The following is a 19182-nucleotide window of genomic DNA, read 5'->3' as shown; positions in this document are numbered from 1 at the left end:
GGAGCCTCCATCGGGACACCTCCCGGCACCACGGTTGTTGACGTCAATGACTGTTCGTCAACGGTTGCTCGTCAACGGCTTTCGCGGACACCTCGTTCGAAGTGGCGGCCGCGCCTGGGTCGGTGACACGTCGGGGCGCCACGGAACCCTCCGCGGGCTTGGACCTCGCCAGCCACAGGCCGGTGAACACGGCGGTGGCCAAGGTGATGGCGCCGGCCGCGACGAAGGCGCTGTTCAGGCCGCTCTCGAAGGAGGCGCCGCCGGATTGCCGGGTGCGGACGATGGCTCCGAGTACCGCCACACCGAGCACCGCGCCGATCTGCCGGGTGGTGCTGCTGATGCCCGAGGCGAGGCCGCCTTCCTGCAGGCTGACCGCTTGGATGGCGGCTCCCGTCAGTGGGGACATGGTCAGGGCGAAGCCGACGCCGACGACTGCCAGCCGCCACCACACGTTCCCGTAGCCGGTGTCGGCGTGCACGATGCCGAGCGCCATCAGCCCCAGGCCGGCGAGGGCGAGGCCGGCGGTGACCACGATGCGGAAGCCGTACCGGGCGGCGAGGCGGCCCGCGTACGGGCTGACGATCACCATGCCGAGGGATACCGGCAGGGTCTGCAGGCCGGCGCGCAGGATCGAGCTGCCCTGGACGTACACGAAGAACTGGGAGAAGAAGAACGACGAGCCCATGAGCGCGAACCCCACCACGACCATGGCGGTGTTGGACACGGTGAACAGCCGCTGCCGGAACAATCGCAGGGGCAGCATCGGAGCGAGACGACGCGCTTCGACGGCGACGAAGGCGGCGAGGAGGCTCACCGCGGCAAGGAGGCTGCCCAGGATCACCGGCGACGTCCAGCCGCGGGCACCACCCTCGATCAGTCCAAAGGTCAGCGCCCCCACTCCCAGGACGGACAGCACCGTCCCGGGGATGTCGATTGCGGGGGCGTTCGGATTGCGGGCCTCTTCAAGGCTGCGCAGACCGACCAGCAGCAGGACCAGACCGATGGGCAGATTGACCAGGAAGATGGCGGGCCAGCCGAAGGCCTCCGTCAGCACGCCGCCGGCCACGGGGCCTGCGGCCAGACCGATTCCGCTGAGTCCGGCCCACAGCCCGATCGCCTTGACCCGTTCTTGCGGCACGGGATAGGCGGCGACGAGCAGGGCCAGCGAGGCGGGGCTCAGGGCCGCGGCCCCGATGCCCTGCAGCACCCGGCCCGCGACCAGCCAGCCGACCGAGGGCGCGAGGCTGCACAGCACCGACGCGACGGTGAACACCGCCACACCGGTCAGGTACACCCGCTTGCGGCCGAACCGGTCGGCGAAGATGCCGCCGGACAGCAGCAGCATGGCGACCAGCAGTACGTACGCGTCGACGATCCATTGCAGGCCGGTCAAATCAGCGTGCAGTCGGTGCTGCATGTCGGGCAGCGCCGCTCCGACGATCGTGTTGTCGAGCAGGACCATGAACTGGCCGAGGCAGGTCACCGTGAGCAGAACGGCCCGGTTCGATCGACTGCCTACGACCGCATGCGATGCAGCGATGGGGATTCCTCTCAACGTTGGTTGCGCCCGGCCGGGTTGGCACGGGGGCGGTACACCTGAGCTCGCTAACGCAGTCCGTGACTGCGTTAGGGGACTATAAGGAGGCTTGCCTCACAAACGCAAGTGCGGACTGCGTTAAGGTGGGCGCATGAACGAGCGAGAGCGAGTACGGCGGCCCGGCGGGCGCAGCGCCCGCGTAGGCGCCGAGGTGCACCAGGCCGTCACCGACCTGATCAGCGAGCGCGGTTACGGCAACTTCACCGTCGGCGATGTCGCAGCGCGCGCGGGTGTGGCCGACAGCAGCATCTACCGCCGGTGGGGCAGCCTGGAATCCCTGCTCACCGACGTGGCGCTCGCCCGCCTCAACGCACGGTCACCGATGCCCGACACCGGGAGCCTGGCCGGCGACCTGCGCGCATACGCGGCCCAAGTGGCCCGCGAGATCACCGGACCTGACGGACCGGCGCTGGTACGCCTGGCCGTCGCCCTGTCGAGCAACGGCCAGCAGGGCCTGCAGGCGGGTGCCCACCTACGCGACGAACGCACGCGGCAACTGCAGTCCATGCTCGATCGCGCCCGCGACCGTGGCGAGGAGGCTCCTGACGCGTTCGGCGTCCTTGACCACATCCTGGCGCCGATGTACATCCGCGTCCTGTTCGGCATGGTCCCGCTCACCCCGGATTACGTCGACGGGCTGGTCGACCGACTGCTGTGACCTCGACCCTGCACCCTGCGATACCCACCGGGTCCATCCCGGGCGCCAGAAGCCAGTTGAGGTGGTGCCGTTGGGTGAGGCAGGGTCTGGGGTCATGGAGTACTTCTGTTACCACCGAGACCGGCTGGGCTCCCTCGCACTGCGCGAGGAGTTGCTGGAGGAGCACTGGTCCTACATGGACCGGTACACGAAAGAACTGATCGCTCGCGGCCCGACCTTCGCCGATGACGGTGAAACGCCCACCGGCAGCGTGCATATCGTCGATCTGCCCGATCCCGCCGCCGCCCGCGCGTTCGCCTTCGACGAGCCCAACTACCAGGCCGGTGCGTACCGGGACGTGCTGCTGCGCCGGTGGCGCAACATACTGGGCCGCACCATGTGGGACTTTCCCGGCGGCCTCAGCGGTGACGACCGGTACCTGGTGATCGGCCTGGGCGAGGGCCCGGCCGCCGACCTAGCCCTGCCGCCCGACCAGGACGAGCTGATCGCGTACGGGCCGCTGCTGTCCGACGACGGCGACACCTGGCTGGGCACGGCGGCGCTCCTCAGGGCCCCGGACCCGGACACGGCACGCGCCGTGCTGACTCCGGACCGCTATGCCCATATCGAAGTCCACGCCTATGAGTGCGGCGGGCGACGATGAACCACGCCGGCACCGGGCCCATGCCAACTCCAGGACAGGAGCAGTGACGGTGGCGCTGCGGGCGGTTCCCCTGGTGGGCGGGCCGGTGGAGTTACGAGGTGCGCTGGACCTGGAGACCACACCGGCCGGAGTGATGCCGCGCCGGTTGCCCGCGTGGACCAAGGAGCAGTACCAGGACCCGTCGGTCTACGGGGCGACCCTGATGCCGTCGGGGGTCCGGCTGGTGTTCCGCACCGACGCACGCACCCTGGAGCTTGAGGTACTCACCTCCACCGGCCAGCTCGACACCGACCCCCACCCCCGCCCCACCGGAATGCTGGAGTTGATGGTGGACGGTGCCCTGGCCGAGCGTCGACACGCGCCGGTGGGCAACGTCATGCGGATGGCGGGCCCCCGGGCCGCACAACGACTCATCCCGGGCAAGCCCGGAACCGTACGGTTTGCCGGGCTGCCGGCCGGCATGAAGGACATCGAGCTGTGGCTTCCCCAGCAAACCCCTACGGAGCTGGTGGCGCTGCGCGCTGACGGCGACGTACTGGCGCCGCGGGCGGACGGGCGGCAGCGCTGGGTGCACTATGGCAGCTCCATCAGCCACTGCATCGAAGCTGACGGCCCGACCGGGACCTGGCCGGTGGTGGCGGCCATGCTCGGCGGGGTGGAGGTGATCAACCTCAGCCAGGCGGGCAACGCACTGCTGGACCCCTATGTCGCCCGGACGATCCGCGACACGGACGCCGACCTGATCAGCCTCAAGGTGGGCATCAACATCGTGAGCCTGTCCGCCTTCCGGCTGCGGTCGTTCGGTCCGGCGGTCCACGGTTTTCTGGACACGATCCGGGACGGTCACCCGCACGCCCCGCTGCTGTTGATCTCTCCGGTGAGCTGTCCGGCCCTCGAGCAGATTCCCGGCCCCACCGTGATCGGTCCGGACGGAAGGATCGCTGCCCTGGGCGATGCGGCCGATGTGCCCGGTGGCGCCTTGTCGCTGTCCGTGGTCCGCGCCGAGTTGGCCCGGATCGTCGCGGCACGACAAGCCTCTGACCCTCATCTGCACTATCTCGACGGACAAGAGCTGCTCGGCCCGCACGAGACAGAGGACCTGCCCGACGGCCTGCACCCCACCGCCACCGCGTACCGCCGCATGGGCAAGCGCTTCGCCGCCCACGCCTTCGCGGCCGACGGCCCCTTCCGCCAACGTCAGTCACCTCAGCCGTAGTCGGCGCCCGAGGGAACTCCGATGCGACGACGAAGTGTTGACTAAATGCTCGTCTTCGTCCTCGTCTTCGTCGGCATCGTCGCAGCCGTGGCCCCCACCGACGATCACCTGTCACCTGTCATGCGAGCGGGCTCCCGGGTTGTTGCCCTGGAAACGCTGGCCCATGGCGATCTCATCGCCCACCATCGCCCAGACGGTCTCCTCGTCCTGGAAGGGCAGTGGGTCGATGCTGCTCGTCTCCGCGCGGATGCGGTCGACCTCGCCGTCCAGGCGCTCGTAGTCGGCTTCCTCCTCGTCCTGATCGTCGCTGAAGGTGAACTCCTCGAGCAGGCGCTGGAGCCGGAGGGTGACCTGGAGCAGGGAAGAGACATCCGTGTGGAGTTCGACCACGGTCTCCTCGTCGGCATCGAAGGCGTGCACCTTGCCGGAGAGGGGGTCGAGGGCGAGGTGGGCGTTGAGCAGCCAGCCGATGACGGGCCAGTCGCCCGCGCCCTGTGCAGCGCCCTCGAAATCCTCGAAGTCCTCGAGGGAGACAACATCCTGAACGAGGGGCAGCAAACCGTCGGCCTCTGCGGGCTGACGCAACAACAGCGTTCCGACAGGTGCGCCGACGGTCTGCAGGAGGCGGGCCCCCTCGGTGTCCACAGCGGAGTGCGGGAAGGCGGCGGCAGGCACGGTCGCGATCCGCTCCTCGCCGAACAGGTCGACGAGCTTGCTGCGGGTGACATCGAAAAGCATGTAGGCAACTCCGAACTAGGCGGCGGCGCAAGCGCCACGCGACCCTAGCGGAACTGCGCGGGCGCCGGACTCGCCTGGTCCGGGAGTCCGCGGGTTCGGAGGCGAAAGGTGCGGCGGTAAGTGTCCGGGGGCACCCCGAGGCTCCGGTTGAAATGGCGGCGCAGGGTCGTGGCCGTACCCATGCCGGTGGCGAGCGCGACGGTATCGATGCTGTCGTCGGTCTTCTCCAGCAGCTCCTGAGCATGGCGGATCCGCTGGGCCAGCAGCCACTGCAAGGGGGTGGTACCGGTCACCGCCCGGAAGTGACGGCCCAGATGGCGCGAGCTCATGTGCGCCTGACGGGCGAGGTCCTCCACGGTCAACGGCTGGTCGAGCCGTTCGATGATCCAGGGAAGCAGGGCGCCGAGAGGGTGGTCGTCCTGGGCGGGAACCGGCGTACTGACGAACTGGGCCTGGCCGCCGGATCGGTGGGGCGGCACGACCAGGCGACGGGCCACCGTGTTGGCGACCGCGGAACCATGGTCGAGGCGGACGAGGTGCAGGCACAGGTCCAGCGCGGCGGCCTTGCCGGCGGAGGTGAGGATGCTGGTGTTGTCCACGTAGAGGACGTCCGGATCGACCTCGACCTCGGGGTAGCGGGCGGCGAGTGCGTCGGTGTGCGCCCAGTGGGTGGTGGCGCGCCTGCCGTCCAGCAGGCCCGCTGCGGCCAGCACGAACGCGCCGGTGCACAGGGATGCGATACGGGCACCCGCGCGGTGGGCTGCACGCAACGCGTCGATGAGGGCCGCGGGCGGCTTCATGTCGATGTCGGCCCAGCCCGGGACGATCACAGTGTCGGCGCCCTCGAGCCGGTCCAGTCCCCCGTCGGGCTCCAGACGGAACGCGCCAAAGGACACGCTCTTCGGTCCGCAGACGGAAAGGTCGTACCAGGGGATGGCGACCGCGTCCGGGGCGGACCCGAACACCTCGTGAGCCACGGCCAGTTCGAAGTGCAGCATGCCGTGCGTGACGGCCAGGGCGACAGAGGGCATGTCCGAAAGTGTACGGGGCGTGTCGTTGCGGACACTGACGATTGCTGCTCCAACTGGCCATGATGATCACGACAGTTCGGCTCACGCAGCACTCAGGGAGACGTCATGACAGCACAGCAGCAGACCGTCACGGTGTACGGCGCGTACGGGCACACCGGCCGGTTCGTGGTGAGGCATCTGTGCGAGCGAGGATTCATACCGGTCCTGTCCGGGCGCGATCCCGGCAAGTTGCGGGCGCTGACGGAAGAACACCCGGCGCTCGACGTTCGTCCGGCGTCCGTCGACGACCCGGCCTCGCTGGACCGTGCGCTGGACGGCGCGGCCGCAGTCATCAACTGTGCCGGGCCCTTCGCCACGACGGCGGCTCCCCTGATCGAGGCGTCCTTGCGCGCCGGGATCCCCTACGTGGACGTGGCGGCCGAGATCGAGGCCAACGCCGACACCTTCGCGCTCTTCGGGGACCGGGCCCGCGACGCCGGCGCGGTGATCGTCCCCGCCATGGCCTTCTACGGCGGCCTCGGTGACCTGCTGGCCACTATGGCGATGGGCAAGTGGACCGAGGCCGACGAGGTTCATGTCGCCTACGGACTGAACAACTGGCACCCGACGGAAGGGACCCGTGCCGCGGGCCGGGTCTCCGCCGAACGGCGCGAGGGCCGCCGCGTCCGCTTCACGCAGGGCCGGCTGGACTACCACAACGACGAACTGCCCACCCTCAAGTGGTCCTTCCCCGACCCCCTGGGCCCGCGCACCGTGATCGGCGAGTTCACCATGGCCGACGTCGTCACCATCCCCAGCCACCTGGACGTTCCCGAGGTGCGCTCCTACATGAGCACCGAAGCGGCCGGCGGCCTGGCGGACCCCGACACACCGGCCCCTGCCCCGGTCGATGAACACGGGCGGTCCGCGCAGACCTTCCTCGTCGACGTCGTTGTTCGCTTCCGCGGCACGGAACGGCGCGCGACGGCCGCCGGCCGGGACATCTACGCGGTCACCGCACCGCTCGCGGTGGAAGCGGTCGACCGCATCCTCACCGGCCGCACCAAGGCGGTCGGTGTCGTCTCCGCCGGCGAAGTCTTCGACGCGCCGGATTTCCTGCACGCTCTGAGCTCGTACCTGACGGTGGACGTTCGGTCGTAGCGAGTACGGGACCGGGCCGACTCCGACGCCCACGGCGACGAGCCAGGCCGGACATCATGAAGTGCCTTCCTACGCTGCAAGCACCCTTCTCACACACGACCCACACACGTGTTGACCGGATTCCGGAGCCGCAGTTACGGTCCCCGCTGCGATCTTGCCAATTCGACTGAGTGGAGCGGTTTTCCGTGTCATCCATCGGCGTGTATGCGTCGTCCCTCCCTGGCGGCAGCGCGGGTTTTCCGGCGATAGCCGCCCCAAGTTGGCTGCGGGACAACGCCGACTTCTTCATCGGCATTCCGCTGCGTATCGTGCTCATCATTCTGGGGGCGGTGATCGTCCGGAAACTGGCCAAGAAAGCCATCACCCGCGTCGTGCAGCGCATTCTTCAGCCGCCCGAGCAGGCGAACGAACCTCGCCGCACCAGCCGCGGCCCGGCCGTGCTGCACCGTGACCGCAGCCGGGCCAACGAACGCCGCGAGCAGCGTGCTCGTACCATCGGCTCGGTGCTCAGCAGCATCGTCACGGTCGTGGTCGGCGTCATGGCCACGGCCATGCTCCTGGACCAGGTCGGCATCGCCCTTGGCCCGCTGCTGGCCAGTGCCGGCGTGGTGGGCCTGGCCATCGGTTTCGGTGCGCAGAGCCTGGTCGCGGACTACTTGTCCGGCATGCTGATCATGCTGGAGGACCAGTACGGCGTCGGCGATTCAGTGGACCTGGGCGAGGCGATCGGCGAGGTGGAACACGTCGGCCTGCGCCTCACCCAGGTCCGCGATCTCAACGGCGGTCTGTGGCACATCCGCAACGGCGAAATCCTGCGCGTACGCAACGACAGCCAGGAGTGGGCCCGCGCCGTCCTGGACGTCACGGTGGCGTACGAGTCCCCTCTCGACACCGTCTACAGCGCCCTGGAGCGGACCGGTCACGCCATGCGCCAAGAGCCGCAATTCTCCTCGGTCTTGCTGGAGGACCCCTCGGTCTGGGGAGTGCAGTCCCTGGAGCCGGACGGAGTGGTGGTCCGTGTGGCCGTCCGGACCCTCCCCCTCCAGCAGTGGACCGTGACGCGCGAGTTGCGCCGACGCGTCAAGGAAGCCCTGGACGAGGCGGGCATCGAGATCCCCCACCCCCAGCGCACCGTATGGATGCGTACGGACAATGACGTCACGGACGGCGTCGGCCGCAGGGCATCGGCAGCAAACTGACGCTCATCCGCTGAAACGTCGATGAGGGGTCCGTCGCGGGAACCTCGCTCCCCGCGCGCCTCAGCGGCAACCCGCCACCCTCATGCCGGTCCGGGTGCGTGCATCGCGTCTCGTCGGGCACCCGGTCGGTATGGGAATCAGTAACGTGGAAAGCGTCCTGGAGAAGTGGACCGCCCCGCTGTGGGACCGTGTGCTGCCCGGCCAACGGGAGCAGCCGGAAGTCCTGGCCGAACTTCGCCAGACATGCGACGACAACACGGTCATCGTCGATCGACAACGGGTCCTGGCACCCAACACCTACACACTTGAGCTGCCGCCGGCTTCTCACCGGCGACTGGCCACATACAAGGCGCAAGTGCAGCGCCAGCTCGGCGCTCAGGTATGCCGGCACGCGGCTGAACAGGGTTACACATTTCCCGGTCCCGTCTCGGTGCACATTCATGCCGCCGCAGAGGACACTGTCGACCAATTCCGTGTGTACAGCGGGGTTGATCCCAGCTGAGTCGATTCCAGCTGAGGCGACCGATTCCGTAGCGACGTAAGCAACGCAAGCGACGTAGCGGACCACGTGCGGGATCTTGAGACCACGAGCAGCCCATGGCAGGCTCGTGGCGCATGATCGATGAATTCGCGAAAGATGTCCTGCACGGGAGACTGCGGCGGGACCGCGAAGCGCTGCTGTGGAAACTCGACGGCTTGTCCGAATACGACGCCCGTCGACCTTTGACAGCGACCGGTACCAACCTCCTCGGCCTGGTCAAACACGTGGCCGGCGTCGAGACCAGGTACTTCGGCGAGGTCTTCGACCGCCCCTCCCCTGAAGCGCTGCCCCGGTGGCAGGACCACTCCAACGGCAGCGATCTGTGGGCGACCGAGGACGAGACCCGCGATCAGATCATCGAGTTCTACCGGCGCACGTGGGAACACTCGGACGCGACGATCAACGAGCTTCCCCTCGATGCCCCCGGCCACGTGCCGTGGTGGCCGGAGCCTTGTCCCAACACGAATCTGTTCGCCGTCATGGTCCATGTCCTCGGCGAATCCATCCGGCACGCCGGGCACGCCGATATCCTGCGCGAAAGCCTCGACGGCCGGACCGGGGTGCGCGCCGAGAACGAGACCCGGATCGACGAGGAAGCCCGTGCGGCCTACTGCGCGAAGATCGAGCAGGCCGCCAGATCGGCCGCACCGATCAAGGCTTGATGTCTCTGACCCGGGACCGAGAACGACATGGGCCCAAGAACGGGCCCAGCTGCCGCAGTGGGTACCGGGCTCGACGCAAATTTATTTCGGAGCCGGTGGTCCGCAGATGTCGAGAACGTGCCGGCGGCTCCGTCCCAGGGACATCAGCGGCCACCACCGGCCGCGCGAGGATGAAGGAGAAGCCAGCATGGCGATTCAGCGGATGGACAACGTCGGCATCGTCGTCGAGGACATGGACGCCGCCATCGCGTTCTTCGTGGAACTGGGTATGGAGCTGGAGGGCAGGGCCGAGGTCCAGGGCCCGGTGGCCGACCAGTGCACCGGACTCGACGGCGTCCACTGCGACATCGCGATGGTCCGGACCCCCGACGGCCACAGCCGCCTCGAACTGGCGAAGTACCGCACCCCCGCCGCCAGCAGCACCGGTCCGGGCAGGAAGCCGCACAACATCTTGGGCACGCACCGCGTCATGTTCGCCGTCGACGACCTCGAGGACACCGTTGCCCGCCTGCGCCCGCACGGCGCTGAACTCGTCGGGGAAATCGCCCGCTTCGAGGACAGCTATCTGCTCTGCTACGTCTACGGGCCGGAAGGCGTCATCGTCGGACTGGCGCAGCAACTGCGCTGAGCCGAAGGAACTGTCAGGGCTTCGCGGGGGCATGGCCACAAGGTTGGGGCGGTTGGGGCGTGGCTAGGGTAAGCGGGCCCGCCCACTGTCCCGTCTCACGGAGGCTCGCGCCCCCATGGATCCGCTGATCCGCCGTCACCTGACCGCGCTGCAGCTGTGTTTCGCGATACCCGGCCTGGCGCTCGCCACCTGGGTGACCCGGACCCCTGACGTCCGGGACCGGCTCGGCGCTTCGACCGCCGAGATGGGCCTGGTTCTCTTCGGCATGTCGATCGGCTCGATGCTCGGCATCTCGGCGGCCGGCGCCCTGGTGGCGCGGTTCTCGACCCGCCCCGTCATCGTCGCGTGCATGACCCTCGTCCTGGCCAGTGTGGGGGTGATGGCGCTGGGCGCGGCGGTGTCCTCAGCCCCGGTGGTGGCTCTTGGCCTGCTGCTCTTCGGCACCGGTATGGGGCTCTCGGAGGTTGCCAGCAACGTCGATGGCTCCGGCGTGGAGCAGGAACTCGGCCGGCCTGCGTTGCCGGCCATGCATGGTTGCTACAGCCTCGGCACCGTGGTGGGGGCGGCCCTTGGGGTGGCCGGCGCGTCGGTCGGCTTCCCGGTGCCGTGGCATCTGGCGGGGGTGCTGGTCTTGACGATCGTGCTGTTCACCTTCGCCCTGCCCAGATTGCGCCCCGGCATCGGTCGCCGCCCCCGCGCCGCCGACCAGGAATCTGCCGGGGCATCGGCCACCGCCGACGACCGCGCGCCCGGCACCCCCGGCACCTCCGGCACCAGCGAAGGGATGCGCGAACCGCGGCTGTATCTCGATCCGCGGCTGCTGCTGATCGGCGGCGTGGTGCTCGGCATGACACTGGCCGAGGGCGCCGCCACCGACTGGCTGCCGCTGCTGATGGTCGACGGTCACGCCATGCCCGCGGGACTCGGGTCGCTGGTGTACGCGGGCTTCGCCGCCGCCATGGCGGTCGGCCGCTTCGCCGGCGGCCCCGTGGTCGCCCGCTTCGGCCGGCCGGCGGTGCTGGGCGGCGGTGCGCTGCTCACGGCCGTCGGGATCTCCCTGGTGTCCTTCGTGGATTCCCCGGTGGCGGCCGGCTGCGCCGTGCTCCTGTGGGGGCTGGGTACCTCCCTCGGCTTCCCGCTGGCCCTCTCCGCGGCCGGCGAGTCCGGCCCGGACACCGCGGGCCGCGTCGCCCTGACCTCGCGGATCGGGTATCTGGCTCTGCTGGCGGGACCGCCGGCTCTTGGCTTCCTCGGCGAACACCACGGGCTGCGCGCCGCGATGGTCCCGGTCTTGTTGCTCATGCTCGTTGCCGCCGCGCTCTCACCTGCCACCGCATCCCGGCCCCGCCGCACCGCGACGACGGGTGCCCTCACGGCCGACGTCCGCCATGCTCTGCCCGCGCCCCATCCGGACACCGCAGGCAGGCCGGACGCAACCCAGAGCCAGCGATAGCCGACCTTCGTGATGACTTTTCGCGCCTCCACCCGTCACACATTTGTCGGGACACAACGAGAGGGAAGGATGACGTGATGAGTGCGGAGACGCGGCTGAAGGAGCTGGGTGTGAGCAGTCTGAGCGAGGTCGACGAGCCTGCGTTCTCGGGGCTGGCGGAGCGGCACAGGCGGGAGCTGCACGTGCACTGCTACCGGATGCTGGGGTCGTTCGAGGACGCCGAGGATGCCGTACAGGAGACGTTCCTCCGTGCCTGGCGGCGGCGGGAGACCTTCGAGGGACGGTCGACGTTCAGGGCCTGGCTGTACCGGATCGCCACCAATGCCTGCCTGGACCTGCTCGCCAAGCGACGTCCCGAGCCGGCGACCGGCGGCGAGGTGCAGTGGCTGCAGCCCTACCCGGACCGGCTCCTCGATGAAGTGCCCGCCGGCGATGCGGACGAGCCGGAGACCGTCGCGGTCGCCCGGGAGACGATCGAGCTGGCGTATCTGGTCGCCGTCCAGCACCTTTCGCCGCGACCGCGCGCCGTGCTGATCCTGCGGGACGTGCTCGGCTGGCCGGCGAAGGAGGTCGCCGAGGCCCTCGGGGATTCGGTCAACTCCGTGAACAGCGCGTTGCAGCGGGCCCGTGCCGGGATGCGGGAGCACCTGCCCACCGAGCGGCAGGACTGGACCGTCGGCGAACAGGACGCCGGGACGCGCGAGTTGGTGCGCCGGTATACGGATGCGAGTGTGGCCACGGACGTCGGTCGGCTCACCACGATGCTGCGGGACGACGTGCGGTGCTCGATGCCGCCCACGCCGGGTCTGCACGTCGGCCGTGACGCGGTGGTGAACGACTGGATCGAGGACGGCTTCGAGGGCATGAAGGGCCTGCGCGGAATCCTCACCTCGGTGAACCGACAGCCCGCCGTCGCCTTCTACCTCTGGCAGAAGGCGGAGGGCGCCTACCTGCCGCTGACGATCGATGTCCTGCGAGTCACCGGTGGGGAAATCACCGAGATCGTCACGTTCCACGACGACCAGTTCCCGCGGCTCGGGCTGCCGGAGCGCCTGCCCGGGGACGCCACCGACTAGGACAATGGCAAGCAGTCCGTAGCCGTCGAGGCGAATACCCGATCCGGCACGCATTGTTCCTGGATGATCCGGTACACATTGCCTCTGGACCACCTCGTGGGTGAACGAGAAAAAGGGGAAGACGTGAGCGAGAGCCAACACCTGTCGGACATATCAGGCAGGCTGAACACGGGGGTCGCGCACAACGCACGCGTATGGAATTACTGGATCGGCGGGAAAGACAACTACGAGATCGACCAACACGTGGGCGACCAGGTCGCCACGATGTTTCCGGTGATCCGAGACGTGGCCCGCGCCGACCGTCAGTTCCTCGGCCGTACGGTCCGTTTCCTGACCGCCGACTGTGACGTACGGCAGTTCCTGGACCTGGGAACGGGCCTGCCGACCTCCGACAACACCCACGAGATCGCCCAACGGATCGCACCCGAATCCCGGACCGTGTACGTCGACAACGATCCCACCGTGCTGATCCACGCCCGCAGCCTGCTGACCGGTACTCCGGAGGGAGCCACCGACTACATCGACGCCGATGTCCGCAGCCCGGACGGCGTCATGGCGAGCGCATCGGCAATCCTCGACCTCGACCAACCCGTCGCGGTCATGATGCTGGGGATTCTCAACTTCGTCCTCGACACGGGTGAGGCACGGGACATCGTGCGCCAGATCATGGCCTCGGTCCCCTCCGGCAGCTATCTCGCCCTGACACACCCCACCACCGACAGCGACCTGGGTGGCGAAGGCAACGTCGAGGCCATGAAGTTCTGGAACGAGAACGCCACCCCGCCGATCACCGCCCGCAGCCGCGCAGAAATCAGCTCCTTCTTCGACGGCCTGAACCTTGTCTCCCCCGGACTGGTGTCGTGCGCGCAGTGGCGCGCCGGGGCAAACTCGGGTTCCGTGCTGCCGCAGTTCGGCGCGCTTGCACGCAAACCCTGACTCACGCCGCTTTCAGCACCGGCCGCCCCGCTCGAGCACACAGCAGGTGCCCGCCCCCTAAGAGATAGGGGGCGGGCACCTTTCTACTGAGCTCTTCTACTAGAAGTAATGCTTGCGCCCGCCTACCGCGCGTCCCGTCGCGCCGAGGATCCACAGGGCTGCGCCGACAACAACCAGGATGCCGCCAACTGTCGTCAGCAGCGAAATACCAGCCAGCACGCCGATGATAAGCAATATGACGCCAAGGACAATCATGAGCATTCCTATCTTCAAGTCTCGTCGGTTTTGCGCGGGCCCTCAGTCCGGCCCGCGGCACCTGTCTCCCGCCCTCCGCATAGCCTTGGGCGGACAAGAATCCTGCCGCCCGCGAACTATGCGGTTGCTGAGCCACTGTCGTGCTAGCTCCGAGTGCCCAACTCTCGACAGCTAATGCGCGCGGACCAACACTGCGTTTTTCCCTCGTCGTGAGGCCCGTCCGGCCGGCGCGCTCGGTGACGGAGGGAGACACTGGGCGGATGTGAAGTTCCGCCTACCCTGTTGCCGTGTCTTCCTCCCGCCTTCATCGCGTTGCCGTCCTCGTACTGGAGGGCGCCAAGCCACTCGACGTCGGGATTCCCGCGCAGGTGTTCACGACGCGGGCGAGCATGCCGTACGAGGTGCGCGTGTGCGGTGCGGCGCCGGGTCCGGTGACCGGAGGCGACGGGCTGTCGTACCACGTCGCCGATGGCCTCGGCGCTCTCGCCTGGGCCGATATCGTCTTTGTGCCGGGTTACCGGTTCCCGGATCGCGAGGATCCGCCGCAGGCCGTTGCCGACGCGCTGCGGGGCGCCCATGACCGGGGTGCTCGGCTGGCCGCCATCTCCACGGGTGCCTTCGCCCTCGCCTCCACCGGGCTGCTCGACGGCCGGCGCGCCACGACGCACTGGCACTACACCCGGGCGCTCGCGGCGAAGCATCCTCTCGTCCAGGTCGACGAGAACGTCCTGTTCGTCGACGAGGGAAGCGTGCTGACGTCCGCCGGTGCCGCCTCCGGCATCGACCTGTGCCTTCACATCCTGCGCGGCGATCTCGGGGTGGCCGCCTCCAACCACGCGGCGCGGCGTCTGGTCGCCGCCCCCTACCGCAGCGGAGGCCAGGCACAGTACGTGCCGCGCAGCGTGCCGGAGGTGCTCGGTGAGCGGTTCGCCGTGACCCGGGAGTGGGCGCTGCGCAGGCTCGCCGAGCCCCTCTCGCTCGATCTGCTCGCCGAGCATGCGGCGGTGTCGGCCCGCACCTTCTCGCGGCGCTTCGTCGAGGACACCGGATACACGCCCATGCAGTGGGTGATGCGTGCCCGCATCGACATGGCCCGTGAGCTCCTCGAACGTTCACAGCGGAGCGTCGAGCAGATCGCCAACGACGTGGGTCTCGGCACCGGTGCGAATCTGCGCCTGCACTTCCAGCGCATCCTCGGAACCACGCCGAGCGAGTACCGGCGCACGTTCGCCCAGGGCGAGTAGTCAGCCGCCCCACGAGGAGTTTCCCGCTTGTGGCACTCGTTTGGCGCGATCCTTTTGAACCATGGCGCTCACGCCAGGGCCGCGTCCGGCGCCGGCGCGCGAGGCTGGTGGCGATTGGAAGGGACACCACTCATGACTCGTATCGCCATCAACGGATTCGGCCGCATCGGACGCAACGTGCTGCGCTCCTTGCTCGAACGTGACAGCAGCCTCGAGGTCGTCGCCATCAACGACCTGACCGAGCCCGCCACCCTCGCGCGACTCCTCGCCTTCGACACCACGGCCGGCCGACTCGGTCGCCCGGTGACCGTGGACGGCGACACCCTCGTCGTCGACAGCCGTCGCATCAAGGTCCTCGCGGAGCGCGAACCCGCGCAGCTGCCGTGGGCCGAACTCGGGGTCGACATCGTGCTGGAGGCGACCGGTCGGTTCACGTCGGCCAAGGCCGCCCGTGCCCACCTCGACGCGGGTGCGAAGAAGGTACTCGTCGGCGCGCCGTCGGACGGCGCGGATGTCACGCTCGCCTTCGGCGTCAACACCGACGCCTACGATGCCGAGCTGCACACGATCATCTCGAACGCCTCCTGCACGACCAATGCGCTCGCGCCGTTGGCCTCGGTGCTCGATGAACTCGCTGGAATCGAGCACGGGTTCATGACGACGGTGCATGCCTACACGCAGGAACAGAATCTGCAGGACGGTCCGCACCGCGACGCCCGCCGCGCCCGCGCCGCCGCCGTGAACATCGTGCCCACGACGACGGGCGCCGCCAAGGCGATCGGCCTCGTACTGCCGAATCTGGCGGGGAAGTTGTCGGGCGACTCGATCCGCGTGCCGGTTCCGGTGGGATCGATCGTCGAGCTCAACACGACCGTGGCCCGCGACGTGACGCGCGAGGACGTGCTCGCGGCGTACCGTGCCGCGGCGGAGGGGCCGCTCGCCGGTGTCCTGGAGTACTCGGACGACCCCCTGGTGTCGGCCGACATCACAGGTAACCCGGCCTCGTCCATCTTCGACGCGGACCTCACCCGTGTCGACGGCCGCCACATCAAGGTAGTGGCCTGGTACGACAACGAGTGGGGCTTCTCCAACCGCGTGATCGACACGCTTGAACTCCTCGCCGCCTAGCGCGCCTTGACAGGTGGGTCGCTGTCGGCCGCGCGACCAACGGCGGCTCGCAGCGCTTCCACCTGCTGTGTGAGACCCGTGGCGTGCGCAGGAGAATGCTTGCCTTGAGTAGCCGACGGCATCGAGGTCACGCCGAGTGGGACGTCGATGCCACCGGCCCTTCACTGCCGCAGCGCGCCCGTGTGTCCCGCCACGCCGGCCGCCGCGGTCGAGGCGGGACCGGCCGTAGGGGAGCCAGTGCGGCCGGAACTGCCCGCCACAAGTCTCTCGCCGCCACACCACGTGGCCAATGCATTGCCCGCCCGTCCCGTGCATTTCTGCACGCCGTTGCGGGTTCTGACGGCACTGCGACGCCCACCCCGTCGTGCAGCACTCCCTTCGGCCCCGCAGTCGAGGGGTGCTCCACCGCAGTAGCACGCGAGCGCGAGCACAAGGCCGACAGCCAAGCGGCTTCATGGTGAAGAATCTGCGCTACGTCCGATTAACTACCGTTACACCACTTACGTGAGCCTTTGACGTGAGGTGCGTAACTTCGTAGATGCGGCCGGCCCTCTCCAGCCAAAGCCCACCACCCCGATCGGAAAGGACCCGCCCCCTGTGTCCGCGCGCCTGCGAGCCCTGGTCATCGTTCTCGCCGCCCTGACCGCCACCGCGCTGCCGACGATCGCGGCGTTCGCCGCGCCGCCACACGTGCCGCCCTCGGTGCCGCACACCACGCCGCGCGAAGAGATCCAGCCCGCCACGAACATCGTCGGCCAAATCGCCCGCCGCACCGCCGAGCGTTCCACCGGCAAACCCCAGGGACTCCTCCCCGAACACGCCACCTGCCGCGTCGCCCTCAAACGCCCGCTGGGCTGACAAGACGCGCCTCCACAACTTCAGTCGACGCGCCGGGAAACCGGCCTCACAGCATGCGGCGCAGCAGACGGTCCCGGTTGATCAGTTGATGCTTGAGCACCAACCCGACATGCAGCGCCAGTGCTACGAAGAAGACGACGTGCGAGGCGATGTGGGCGACGAGCAGGTCGTCTCCTGAGAGCAGCAGGGCAATACCGGTGAGCGGGATGGCGAACGTGGTCGCGTACAAGGCGGTCTCGGTGCCGTGTGCCAGGCGTCGCTCCACCGGGGACAAGGCCGGCGCCCATGGCGGGAGCGGCGTGGCAAGCCGCCAGACGAGCCGGGCCACGGCGAGGAGCAGCACCGTGGCTCCCAGCACGACATGCACGGTGAGCATCGCGTCATCCCCGAAGGGGTCGTACCCGTCCTCCCCTCCCCCGCCACGGCCTCGTCCCCTGCCCGAGTCACCGCCCCGTCCGCGCCCTCGTCCTCGGCCGTGGCCGCTGTCGTCGACGTCAAGCAGGTACCCCACCGCGAATTGCGCGGCCAGCGCCACGAATACCGCCCAGTGCAGCACCTTCGTGACCATCCCATAGCCGTGCGCACCGTTACGCAGGTGAAATCCCATGGCTCCAAAGTGCCCCGGGACCCCCTTCTCCATCCCGCGGCCCGCTCCCGGGGGGGGGCGGTCAGCAGGTGCCGCACTCCCGGGCAAGGGTCCCCCGCCCCGACCACGGAGGCTGAAAAAGGCCGTCAATACGGCCGAAATGCGGCCATGGCGTGGTCCGTTGCAGGGCACACGGGACAGCAGTGGCTCCGGCTGCCGGAGCGCGGATGTGTAAGCGGATGTGCAAGGAGACAATGGTGCTGCTTCCTACGCCTGCCGATCTTCGTCGGGCCCTGGCGCGATACGCCGACGCTGTCATCAACGACGAGCGTCACCCCACCCCCGACACGGCCCGGGAGCGCGAGAACCACGCATACACGCTGTGCGTCATGACGGGCACCACCGACATTCGCTCGGCCATGCGCACCGCTGACGCCCTGCTGGACAGCGACGCGGCCGTACAGACCCCTCCGCCGGGCCGGCCGAAGGCTGCGCACACAACCGCTGCGGCCGCCACTGCCGTCCACACCGCCACAGCAAGCGTCGCGTCGACGCACGCCTCGACCGCACCGAAGCAGACCGACGTCACCGAAGCAGCCTGAGAGGCCCGCGCCGCCGCGGACGCCGGTCTCCGGCAGGGGCAACTCCACGCAATCGGCGGCCTCTTAGTCGCCGGCGAGCCATCGTCGATTTCTGTCGACGCAGGGGAACTTGCCCCTCACATCGACAAGTGTCAACATAGATGCATGTCGAAGTCAGAGGTCGTGGAACTGCCGGTGCTGGACGCCGAGGCCGTGGTGCCGTGCTGCCCGCCGATCACCGCCGGGGAGTTGTCCCAGACGGACGCGGAGAAGATGGCCGTGATGTTCAAGGCGCTGGCGGATCCGGTACGACTGCGGCTGTTCTCCAAGGTCGCCTCACACGCGGGCGGCGAGGCCTGCGTGTGCGACATCTCCGATGTCGGCGTGTCCCAGCCGACCGTCTCCCACCACCTGAAGAAGCTCAAGGATGCGGGCCTGCTGACCTCCGAGCGTCGCGGAACGTGGGTGTACTACCAGGTCGCCCCGGCCGTCGTCGCCGCCATGTCGGCCATGCTCGACCTGCGCACCTGACGCTCACCTGGCCCGCAGCCGCCCTGAGCAACCGGAACCAGACGGGCAGCAGTTGACCGCGGCCGCCATCGAGGCACTGCGCACAGCGGCGCGGCAGCGGGTCACATCACGCACCTCCCGGCGGTCTAGGACAGGCCGAGCGGCCGCAGGAAGCGGCGCTCGTAGCGCCTGATGCAGCGGGTGTCACGAGCGAGCTGGAACGCTTCCTGGCATTCCGGGTCGGACATGCTGTCCGTGCGGTACTGCTCGTACGCGGCCAGACTGGGGAAGGAGAAGAGGGCATAGGCGATGTCACTGTCGCCCTCACTCGGCAAGAAGTAGCCGTGGTGCGTCCCGCCGAAACGGTGGACGAGCCGGACCCAGCGGCGACCGTACTCCTCGAAGTCCTCGAGCTTGTCGGCGTCGATCTCGTACTTCAGATGAATGGTGATCATGCCTGCATGATGCCGTGTGCCGTTCGGACTTCGGCGCGTTTACGGAA

General features: G+C 68.7%; 22 protein-coding genes. 16 read left to right on the top strand and 6 right to left on the bottom strand.

All coding sequences use genetic code 11. The features are described from left to right. Positions 1–43: 43 nt before the first annotated feature. Entirely contained in the window at positions 44–1540 is a 1497-nt protein-coding gene (locus ACWGIH_RS39380; RefSeq protein WP_453448305.1) for an MFS transporter, read from the bottom strand. A 148-nt stretch (positions 1541–1688) separates the two neighbouring features. Between ACWGIH_RS39380 and ACWGIH_RS39375 the strand changes: the two genes are divergently transcribed. From ACWGIH_RS39375 to ACWGIH_RS39365, 3 genes are all read left to right on the top strand, one after another. Further along, a complete protein-coding gene (locus tag ACWGIH_RS39375; protein WP_453448255.1) occupies positions 1689–2255 on the top strand; it encodes a TetR/AcrR family transcriptional regulator in 567 nt (188 codons plus the stop codon). Positions 2256–2349: 94 nt separating this feature from the next. Further along, positions 2350–2898, top strand: a complete 549-nt coding sequence (locus ACWGIH_RS39370) for a YciI family protein (protein ID WP_453448256.1) — start codon at positions 2350–2352, stop codon at positions 2896–2898. A gap of 55 nt (positions 2899–2953) precedes the next feature. Continuing rightward, positions 2954–4114, top strand: coding sequence for a GDSL-type esterase/lipase family protein (locus ACWGIH_RS39365; protein ID WP_453448306.1), 1161 nt, complete (start codon positions 2954–2956; stop codon positions 4112–4114). 111 nt (positions 4115–4225) lie between these two features. Here the strand turns inward: ACWGIH_RS39365 and ACWGIH_RS39360 are convergent, their stop codons facing one another. Continuing rightward, the gene (locus tag ACWGIH_RS39360; RefSeq protein WP_453448257.1) at positions 4226–4852 is read right to left on the bottom strand and encodes an SUKH-4 family immunity protein; all 627 of its coding nucleotides are present in this window, start codon (positions 4850–4852) and stop codon (positions 4226–4228) included. 44 nt (positions 4853–4896) lie between these two features. Then, on the bottom strand, positions 4897–5883 hold the full coding sequence (locus ACWGIH_RS39355) for a helix-turn-helix domain-containing protein (RefSeq protein ID WP_453448258.1): 987 nt from the start codon (positions 5881–5883) through the stop codon (positions 4897–4899). A gap of 105 nt (positions 5884–5988) precedes the next feature. On the opposite strand from ACWGIH_RS39355, the gene ACWGIH_RS39350 reads away from it, so the two are divergent. From ACWGIH_RS39350 to ACWGIH_RS39315, 8 genes are all read left to right on the top strand, one after another. Next, positions 5989–7023, top strand: coding sequence for a saccharopine dehydrogenase family protein (locus ACWGIH_RS39350; protein ID WP_453448259.1), 1035 nt, complete (start codon positions 5989–5991; stop codon positions 7021–7023). 185 nt (positions 7024–7208) lie between these two features. Further along, positions 7209–8222: a mechanosensitive ion channel family protein gene (locus tag ACWGIH_RS39345; protein ID WP_453448260.1), complete on the top strand. Its 1014-nt coding sequence runs from the start codon at positions 7209–7211 to the stop codon at positions 8220–8222. Positions 8223–8367: 145 nt separating this feature from the next. After that, positions 8368–8724 (top strand): DUF3662 domain-containing protein, encoded by a 357-nt coding sequence (locus tag ACWGIH_RS39340; RefSeq protein WP_453448261.1) that lies wholly within the window; start codon positions 8368–8370, stop codon positions 8722–8724. A gap of 113 nt (positions 8725–8837) precedes the next feature. Beyond that, positions 8838–9425, top strand: coding sequence for a DinB family protein (locus tag ACWGIH_RS39335; RefSeq protein ID WP_453448262.1), 588 nt, complete (start codon positions 8838–8840; stop codon positions 9423–9425). Between the two features lie 187 nt (positions 9426–9612). After that, positions 9613–10053 (top strand): VOC family protein, encoded by a 441-nt coding sequence (locus ACWGIH_RS39330; RefSeq protein WP_453448263.1) that lies wholly within the window; start codon positions 9613–9615, stop codon positions 10051–10053. Positions 10054–10168: 115 nt separating this feature from the next. Next, entirely contained in the window at positions 10169–11506 is a 1338-nt protein-coding gene (locus ACWGIH_RS39325; RefSeq protein WP_453448264.1) for an MFS transporter, read from the top strand. A 77-nt stretch (positions 11507–11583) separates the two neighbouring features. After that, positions 11584–12582 carry an RNA polymerase subunit sigma-70 gene (locus tag ACWGIH_RS39320; RefSeq protein WP_453448265.1) on the top strand — a complete coding sequence of 333 codons (999 nt, stop codon included), beginning with the start codon at positions 11584–11586 and terminating at the stop codon, positions 12580–12582. Between the two features lie 123 nt (positions 12583–12705). Continuing rightward, positions 12706–13518 carry an SAM-dependent methyltransferase gene (locus tag ACWGIH_RS39315; protein WP_453448266.1) on the top strand — a complete coding sequence of 271 codons (813 nt, stop codon included), beginning with the start codon at positions 12706–12708 and terminating at the stop codon, positions 13516–13518. A gap of 99 nt (positions 13519–13617) precedes the next feature. Here the strand turns inward: ACWGIH_RS39315 and ACWGIH_RS39310 are convergent, their stop codons facing one another. Continuing rightward, positions 13618–13773 carry a DUF6131 family protein gene (locus ACWGIH_RS39310; protein ID WP_453448267.1) on the bottom strand — a complete coding sequence of 52 codons (156 nt, stop codon included), beginning with the start codon at positions 13771–13773 and terminating at the stop codon, positions 13618–13620. Positions 13774–14060: 287 nt separating this feature from the next. On the opposite strand from ACWGIH_RS39310, the gene ACWGIH_RS39305 reads away from it, so the two are divergent. The 3 genes from ACWGIH_RS39305 to ACWGIH_RS39295 all read left to right on the top strand — a co-directional run bounded on the left by ACWGIH_RS39305 (position 14061) and on the right by ACWGIH_RS39295 (position 17003). After that, entirely contained in the window at positions 14061–15017 is a 957-nt protein-coding gene (locus ACWGIH_RS39305; RefSeq protein ID WP_453448268.1) for a GlxA family transcriptional regulator, read from the top strand. Between the two features lie 132 nt (positions 15018–15149). Next, positions 15150–16145, top strand: coding sequence for a type I glyceraldehyde-3-phosphate dehydrogenase (gene gap, locus ACWGIH_RS39300; RefSeq protein ID WP_453448269.1), 996 nt, complete (start codon positions 15150–15152; stop codon positions 16143–16145). Between the two features lie 597 nt (positions 16146–16742). Further along, positions 16743–17003: a hypothetical protein gene (locus ACWGIH_RS39295; RefSeq protein WP_453448270.1), complete on the top strand. Its 261-nt coding sequence runs from the start codon at positions 16743–16745 to the stop codon at positions 17001–17003. A gap of 46 nt (positions 17004–17049) precedes the next feature. Here the strand turns inward: ACWGIH_RS39295 and ACWGIH_RS39290 are convergent, their stop codons facing one another. After that, a complete protein-coding gene (locus ACWGIH_RS39290) occupies positions 17050–17610 on the bottom strand; it encodes a cytochrome b (RefSeq protein WP_453448271.1) in 561 nt (186 codons plus the stop codon). A gap of 233 nt (positions 17611–17843) precedes the next feature. Here ACWGIH_RS39290 and ACWGIH_RS39285 point away from each other — a divergent pair, with 233 nt between their 5' ends. Together ACWGIH_RS39285 and ACWGIH_RS39280 are read left to right on the top strand one after the other, a co-directional pair. Next, positions 17844–18191: a DUF5133 domain-containing protein gene (locus tag ACWGIH_RS39285; protein ID WP_453448272.1), complete on the top strand. Its 348-nt coding sequence runs from the start codon at positions 17844–17846 to the stop codon at positions 18189–18191. A gap of 144 nt (positions 18192–18335) precedes the next feature. Continuing rightward, positions 18336–18701, top strand: a complete 366-nt coding sequence (locus ACWGIH_RS39280) for a metalloregulator ArsR/SmtB family transcription factor (protein WP_453448273.1) — start codon at positions 18336–18338, stop codon at positions 18699–18701. A gap of 125 nt (positions 18702–18826) precedes the next feature. Here ACWGIH_RS39280 and ACWGIH_RS39275 read toward each other — a convergent pair whose 3' ends face one another. Further along, positions 18827–19135, bottom strand: a complete 309-nt coding sequence (locus ACWGIH_RS39275) for an NIPSNAP family protein (protein ID WP_453448274.1) — start codon at positions 19133–19135, stop codon at positions 18827–18829. Positions 19136–19182: the final 47 nt, after the last annotated feature.

Source organism: Streptomyces sp. NPDC054872, assembly GCF_053610705.1.
The sequence above is the reverse complement of the archived record's forward strand: the minus strand, read 5'-3'. Positions and strand labels throughout refer to the sequence as shown.

Bases quoted from the DNA above. Each gene is read 5' to 3' on its own strand.
- gap (WP_453448269.1), top strand. From the start codon at position 15,150: ATGACTCGTATCGCCATCAACGGATTCGGCCGCATCGGACGCAACGTG.
- ACWGIH_RS39355 (WP_453448258.1), bottom strand. From the start codon at position 5,883: ATGCCCTCTGTCGCCCTGGCCGTCACGCACGGCATGCTGCACTTCGAA.
- ACWGIH_RS39370 (WP_453448256.1), top strand. From the start codon at position 2,350: ATGGAGTACTTCTGTTACCACCGAGACCGGCTGGGCTCCCTCGCACTG.
- ACWGIH_RS39320 (WP_453448265.1), top strand. From the start codon at position 11,584: ATGAGTGCGGAGACGCGGCTGAAGGAGCTGGGTGTGAGCAGTCTGAGC.
- ACWGIH_RS39330 (WP_453448263.1), top strand. From the start codon at position 9,613: ATGGCGATTCAGCGGATGGACAACGTCGGCATCGTCGTCGAGGACATG.
- ACWGIH_RS39280 (WP_453448273.1), top strand. From the start codon at position 18,336: ATGTCGAAGTCAGAGGTCGTGGAACTGCCGGTGCTGGACGCCGAGGCC.
- ACWGIH_RS39290 (WP_453448271.1), bottom strand. From the start codon at position 17,610: ATGGGATTTCACCTGCGTAACGGTGCGCACGGCTATGGGATGGTCACG.
- ACWGIH_RS39310 (WP_453448267.1), bottom strand. From the start codon at position 13,773: ATGATTGTCCTTGGCGTCATATTGCTTATCATCGGCGTGCTGGCTGGT.
- ACWGIH_RS39325 (WP_453448264.1), top strand. From the start codon at position 10,169: ATGGATCCGCTGATCCGCCGTCACCTGACCGCGCTGCAGCTGTGTTTC.
- ACWGIH_RS39360 (WP_453448257.1), bottom strand. From the start codon at position 4,852: ATGCTTTTCGATGTCACCCGCAGCAAGCTCGTCGACCTGTTCGGCGAG.
- ACWGIH_RS39350 (WP_453448259.1), top strand. From the start codon at position 5,989: ATGACAGCACAGCAGCAGACCGTCACGGTGTACGGCGCGTACGGGCAC.
- ACWGIH_RS39335 (WP_453448262.1), top strand. From the start codon at position 8,838: ATGATCGATGAATTCGCGAAAGATGTCCTGCACGGGAGACTGCGGCGG.
- ACWGIH_RS39375 (WP_453448255.1), top strand. From the start codon at position 1,689: ATGAACGAGCGAGAGCGAGTACGGCGGCCCGGCGGGCGCAGCGCCCGC.
- ACWGIH_RS39275 (WP_453448274.1), bottom strand. From the start codon at position 19,135: ATGATCACCATTCATCTGAAGTACGAGATCGACGCCGACAAGCTCGAG.
- ACWGIH_RS39285 (WP_453448272.1), top strand. From the start codon at position 17,844: ATGGTGCTGCTTCCTACGCCTGCCGATCTTCGTCGGGCCCTGGCGCGA.